Source organism: Streptomyces sp. NPDC048002 (genome assembly GCF_040653275.1).
In the GTDB taxonomy this organism is placed as follows: domain Bacteria; phylum Actinomycetota; class Actinomycetes; order Streptomycetales; family Streptomycetaceae; genus Streptomyces.
This window is the reverse complement of sequence record NZ_JBEZNL010000082.1, coordinates 1-5957: the sequence shown is the minus strand read 5'-3', so window position 1 is coordinate 5957 and position 5957 is coordinate 1. Positions and strand designations below refer to the sequence as shown.

Below are 5957 nucleotides of genomic sequence, written 5' to 3'. Positions count from 1 at the left end.
GAGGATCCGTTCGGGCTGGGTGCTGCTGTGCAGGGTGCCGGGCTGGCCGTGGACTCGTATCCGGATCTTGAGGGGCTGCGGGTCGTGATGGAGGCTGGCGTGCCCGCGCCCTCCCTCGCCTTCTGGTCGCCCTCTGGCGGCGCCGAGGGCGACGACGACCTCGCCGACGCCGGATTGCGGATGGCGACGGACGTTCTGGGGTTGGTGGGGGAGTGGCTGGCTGACGAGGGGCTGGCTGGGACCCGGTTGGTGGTGGTGACGCGGGGGGCGGTCGCTCTGGGGGCCGGTGGTGTGGGTGATGTGGCGTCGGCCGGGGTGTGGGGGTTGGTGCGGTCGGCGCAGTCGGAGAACCCGGGGCGGTTGCTGCTGGTCGATCTGGATCCGGATCCGGGCGTGGGTGCGGATGGCGTAGTGGAGGGTGTCTCGGCCGCGCTGGAGGCGGGCGAGCAGCAGGTCGCGGTTCGGGGCGAGGGCGCGTGGGTGCCGAGGCTGACGCGTGCTGTGGCCTCGGGTTCGGCGTTGGTGCCGCCTGCGGGTGAGGGCGCTTGGCGGTTGGACACGGTGGCGTCGGGGACGTTGGACGGGCTGGCGTTGGTGTCGGTACCGGAGGCTACGGCGCCGTTGGCCGCCGGGCAGGTTCGTGTCTCCGTCCGCGCGGCCGGCCTCAACTTCCGCGACGTTCTGATCGGCCTGGGCGTGGTCCCCGACCAACAGGTCATGGGCAGTGAGGCCGCAGGCGTGGTGCTGGAGGTCGGAGAGGGCGTCACCGACCTCGCTCCCGGCGACCGTGTCATGGGATTCGTCACCGGCGGACTCGGTCCGCTCGCGGTCACTGATGCCCGGCTGATGGTCCCGGTACCGGCAGGCTGGTCCTTCGAGCAGGCGGCATCGGTGCCGGTGGTGTTCCTGACCGCGTACTACGGTCTGGTCGACCTCGCCTCCGTCCAGGAGGGGGACGCCGTCCTCGTTCACGCGGGGGCGGGCGGCGTGGGTATGGCGGCGATCCAGCTCGCCCGCCACCTCGGCGCCGACGTCCTGGCGACCGCCGGCCCCGGCAAGTGGGATGCGCTGCGAGGGCTGGGCCTGTCGGACGACCGGATCGCCTCCTCCCGCGACCTCGACTTCCGCGAGAAGTTCCTGACGACGACGTCGGGCGCTGGGGTGGACGTCGTCCTCAACTCCCTCGCCCGCGAGTACGTCGACGCCTCCCTCGACCTGCTGCCGCGTGGCGGACGGTTCCTGGAGCTCGGGAAGACCGACATCCGGGACGCCGCCGAGATCGCGTCCGAGGGGTCTGGGGTCACCTATCAGGCCTACAGCCCCGGCGACGGTGGCCTGGACCGCGCGAGCGAGATCCTACGCATCGTCGTATCCCTGTTCGAGGCGGGGGTGTTGGTGCCGTTGCCGGTGCGGGCGTGGGATGTGCGTCGGGCGTCGGAGGCGTTCCGGTTCATGAGTCAGGCCAGGCATGTCGGCAAGGTGGTCCTGACGATGCCGCGGTCCCTTGATCCCGAGGGGACGGTTCTGATCACGGGCGGTACGGGCACGCTGGGCGGGCTTCTGGCCCGTCATCTGGTGGTCGAGCACGGGGTGCGGAACCTGCTGCTGACCAGCCGTACGGGTCCGGATGCCCCAGGCGCAGCGGAACTCGTCGCAGCTCTATCCGAGTTGGGGGCAACTGTTGAGGTGGCGGCTTGCGATGCCGCCGACCGGGCCCAGCTCGCCGCCCTCCTCGACGGCCGTAACCTCACCGGTGTCGTGCACGCCGCCGGAGTCCTGGCCGACGGGCTGGTCACCTCCCTCACCGCCGAGCAGCTGGCCGAGGTGTGGCGTCCGAAGGCTCAGGCGGCCGTCAACCTCCATGAGCTGACCCGCGACACCGACCTCGCCCTGTTCGTCCTGTACTCCTCCGCCTCCGGTGCCTTGGGGGGTCCCGGCCAGGCGAACTACGCGGCGGCCAACGTCTTCCTGGATGCCCTGGCCGAACACCGCCGTGCCGAGGGCCTGCCTGCCATCTCCCTGGCGTGGGGGTATTGGGAGCAGGCGAGTGGGATGACGGGGCATATGGAGGTTCGGGACCGGGCTCGTTTGTCGCAGGGTGGTCTGGTCCCGATGTCGTCCGAGCACGGGCTGGCGTTGTTCGATCGGGCCGTATCTCTGGATGAGCCCCAGCTCGTGGTCAGTCCGGTGGATGTGGGTGAGCTGCGGGCGTTGGCGGCGGGTGGTGGGTTGCCGGGGTTGTTGCGGGGGTTGGTGCGTGGTCCGGTGGTGTCGCGTCGGGTGGTGGCGTCGGCGGAGGTGGGTGGTGGTTCTGGTGGTCTTGAGGTGCGGCTTGCGGGGTTGAGTGAGCCGGAGCGTGAGCGTGTGCTGCTGGACTTGGTTCGGTCGCATGTCGCGGTGGTGTTGGGGCATGCGGAGGCGGGTTCTGTTGATGCGGAGCGTCCGTTCAAGGATCTGGGGTTTGATTCGCTGACGGCGGTGGAGCTGCGTAACCGGCTCAACGCGACGACCGGGATGCGACTCCCGGCGACACTGGTCTTCGACCACCCGACCCCCATCGCACTCACCCACCACATCCGCTCCCAGGTGTCCGGGCTGCCCGACATCACTCACGAAGCCGTCACCAGCGTCGGCCCGGCGGACGAGCCGATCGCGATCGTCGGCATGGCGTGCCGCTTTCCCGGACGGATCGAGTCCCCGGAGGAGCTGTGGCGTGTGGTCCTCGCGAGTGAGGACGCCATCACCGCCTTCCCACAGGACCGTGACTGGGACGAGGACCTCTACGACCCCGATCCGGACACACAGGGCAAGACGTACGTGCGAGGCGGCGGCTTCGTCGCCAACGCGGCTGACTTCGATGCCGAGTTCTTCGGCATATCGCCCCGCGAGGCGCTCGCCATGGACCCCCAGCAACGACTCCTCCTGGAAACGGCCTGGGAGGCTGTGGAGCGGGCGGGCATCGCACCCGGCTCGCTGCGTGGCACGCGGACGGGCGTCTTCGCCGGCGCCCTGGCCTCCGAGTACGTGGCCCGTCTGAACGCCGTCCCGGACGGCATCGAGGGCTTCCTCGGCACGGGCAACATGTCCAGCGTGACCTCCGGTCGCATCGCCTACCAACTCGGTCTGGAGGGACCGGCGGTGACCGTCGACACGGCCTGTTCGTCGTCGCTGGTCGCGCTGCACCTGGCTGCCCAGTCGCTCCGCAACGGCGAATGCGACATGGCGCTCACCGGTGGGGTCACGGTGATGTGCACGCCCACAGGCTTTGTGGAGCTGAGCCGTCAGCGCGGACTGTCGGCGGACGGTCGCTGCAAGGCGTTCGCGGGTGCCGCCGACGGCTTCGGCCCGGCGGAGGGCGTCGGCATGCTGCTCGTCGAGCGGCTGTCGGATGCGCGGCGGCACGGGCATCGCGTGCTGGCGGTGGTGCGGGGGTCGGCGGTCAATCAGGACGGTGCGTCGAACGGGCTGACCGCGCCGAACGGTCCGTCGCAGCAGCGGGTGATCCGGCAGGCCCTCGCCAACGCCGGGGTGGCGGCGAGTGAGGTGGACGTGGTCGAGGCCCACGGAACCGGCACGACCCTCGGCGACCCGATCGAGGCGCAGGCGCTGCTCGCGACCTACGGCCAGGAGCGTTCCACCGATCAGCCGCTGTGGCTCGGCTCGGTGAAGTCGAACATCGGTCATACCCAGGCTGCCGCCGGCGTGGCGGGTGTCATCAAGATGGTCATGGCGATGCGGTCGGGCGTGCTGCCGAGCACACTGCACGTGGACACCCCCACACCCCACGTGGACTGGTCGGCGGGTGCCGTCCGGCTCCTGGCCGAGGAGCGGGAGTGGGTGGCGAACGGTCACCCGAGGCGGGCGGGTGTCTCGTCCTTCGGCATCTCCGGGACGAACGCGCACGTGATTCTGGAGGAGGCTTCCGACTCCGGGGCGGAGCCGGTGGTGGTCTCGGGCGCGCGCGGGTTGTCCGGTTCGCCGGTGGTGCCGTGGTTGGTGTCGGGTCGTTCGGCGGAGGCGTTGGCGGCTCAGGCCGGGCGGCTTGCGGGTGTGTCCGGTGCGCCTGTGGACGTGGGGTGGCAGTTGGCTTCAGGGCGGGCGGCTCTGGAGCATCGGGGGGTGGTGTGGGGGAGGGAATCCTCGGAACTGGTCGCTGGACTTGGGTCGTTGGTGTCGGGTGAGGCTTCGGCGCAGGTTGTTTCCGGGGTGGTGTCGGGGGTTGGTGCTCCGATGTTCGTCTTCCCGGGGCAGGGGTCGCAGTGGGTGGGGATGGGGCGGGGGTTGTTGGAGTCCTCGCCAGTGTTCGCGGCGCGGATCGGTGACTGCGAGGCGGCGCTGGGGCCGTTCGTGGACTGGTCGTTGACCGACGTACTGCGGGATGACGACGACTCCTGGCTTGAGCGTGTTGATGTGGTGCAGCCGGTGTTGTGGGCGGTGATGGTGTCGCTGGCTGCGGTGTGGGAGTCGCTCGGTGTCGTACCTGGTGCCGTGATTGGTCATTCGCAGGGTGAGATCGCGGCTGCGGCGGTGGTGGGTGCGCTGTCGTTGGAGGATGCGGCGCGGGTGGTGGCGCTGCGGTCGGCGGCGGTGCGGGAGGAACTGGCTGGCCGTGGTGGCATGTTGTCGCTGGCGACGGGTCCGGGGCGTGCTGCGGAGTGGGTTCGGCCGTACGGCAATCGGGTGTCGGTCGCTGTCTTCAACGGTCCGGACGCCACGGTGGTGGCCGGTGATCCTGAAGCCCTGGAGGAGATCGCGGCTCTGGCGGAGGCGGCCGGTGTGCGGGCGCGTAGGGTTCCGGTGGACTACGCCTCGCACTCGGCGCAGGTGGAGGACATCCGGGACCGCCTCCTCGACGTCCTCGCCCCCGTCCAGCCGCGAGCTTCCCGCGTCCCGTTGATCTCGACGGTGACCGGTGCACCGTTGGACACCACGACGATGGACGCGTCCTACTGGTACGAGGGTCTGCGCCGGCCGGTGCGCTTCACCGAAGCGATCGAAGTTGCCCTGGAGGACGGCCATTCCCGTCTGATCGAGGTGTCCGCGCATCCGGTCCTGACCACGGCGGTGCAGGCCATCGCGGAAGCGGCCGACCAGCACGTGAGTGTCGTGGGTACCCTGCGCCGGGACGAGGACGAGAACACCCGGGTCATCGCGGCCGCAGCCGAACTCTGGGTCCAGGGCGCCGACATCGACTGGTCGTCCGTCTTCGCGGGCCGCACCGTCACCCACGTCGACCTCCCCACCTACGCCTTCCAACGCGAGCGCTACTGGCTCAAGGCGTCCGGTGCTACAGGCGACCCCGCCGAACTTGGCCTTGGCGCCACCGACCACCCCCTGCTCGGCGCTTCGGTAAGCCTTGCTGCCGATGGCGGGCGAGTCCTGACCGGCCGGATCTCCACCCGTACGCACCCGTGGCTGGCCGACCACTCCGTCGCGGGTACGGTCCTGTTCCCCGGCACCGGGTTCGTCGAGTTGGCCATCAGGGCCGGGGACGAAGTCGGCTGCGGACATCTCACCGAACTCACCATCCAGGCACCGCTCGTACTGCCCGAACAGGGCGCCGCGCAGATCCAAGTCGTTGTCGGCGCGGCCGACCACGAGAGCGGCGATCGAGCGCTGACTGTGCACTCGCGCCTGGACCACGCGGAACCCGACTCGCCTTGGACCTTGCATGCCGAAGGCGTGCTCGGCGCGGAACCGGCGCCGCCGACCCCCACCGATCTCACCGCTTGGCCCCCGCCGGGCGCTGAGCCCCTGGAAGTGTCCGGCTTCTACACCGCTGCCGAGGAAGCCGGTTACGGCTATGGGCCTGCGTTTCGGGGGTTGCGGGCGGTGTGGCGGCGGGGTGGTGAGGTGTTCGCTGAGGTGGAGTTGGGGGAGTCGGAGCGGGCGGAGGCGGTTCGGTTCGGGCTTCATCCGGCCCTTTTGGATGCGGCGTTGCATGCGAATGGTTTTGG

1 protein-coding gene is annotated in these 5957 nt (G+C 70.2%); it reads left to right on the top strand.

The window, feature by feature from the left end; genetic code table 11:
- A partial coding sequence (locus AB0E07_RS39710; RefSeq protein WP_362263328.1) for an SDR family NAD(P)-dependent oxidoreductase occupies positions 1 to 5957 on the top strand: 5957 nt, incomplete at both ends.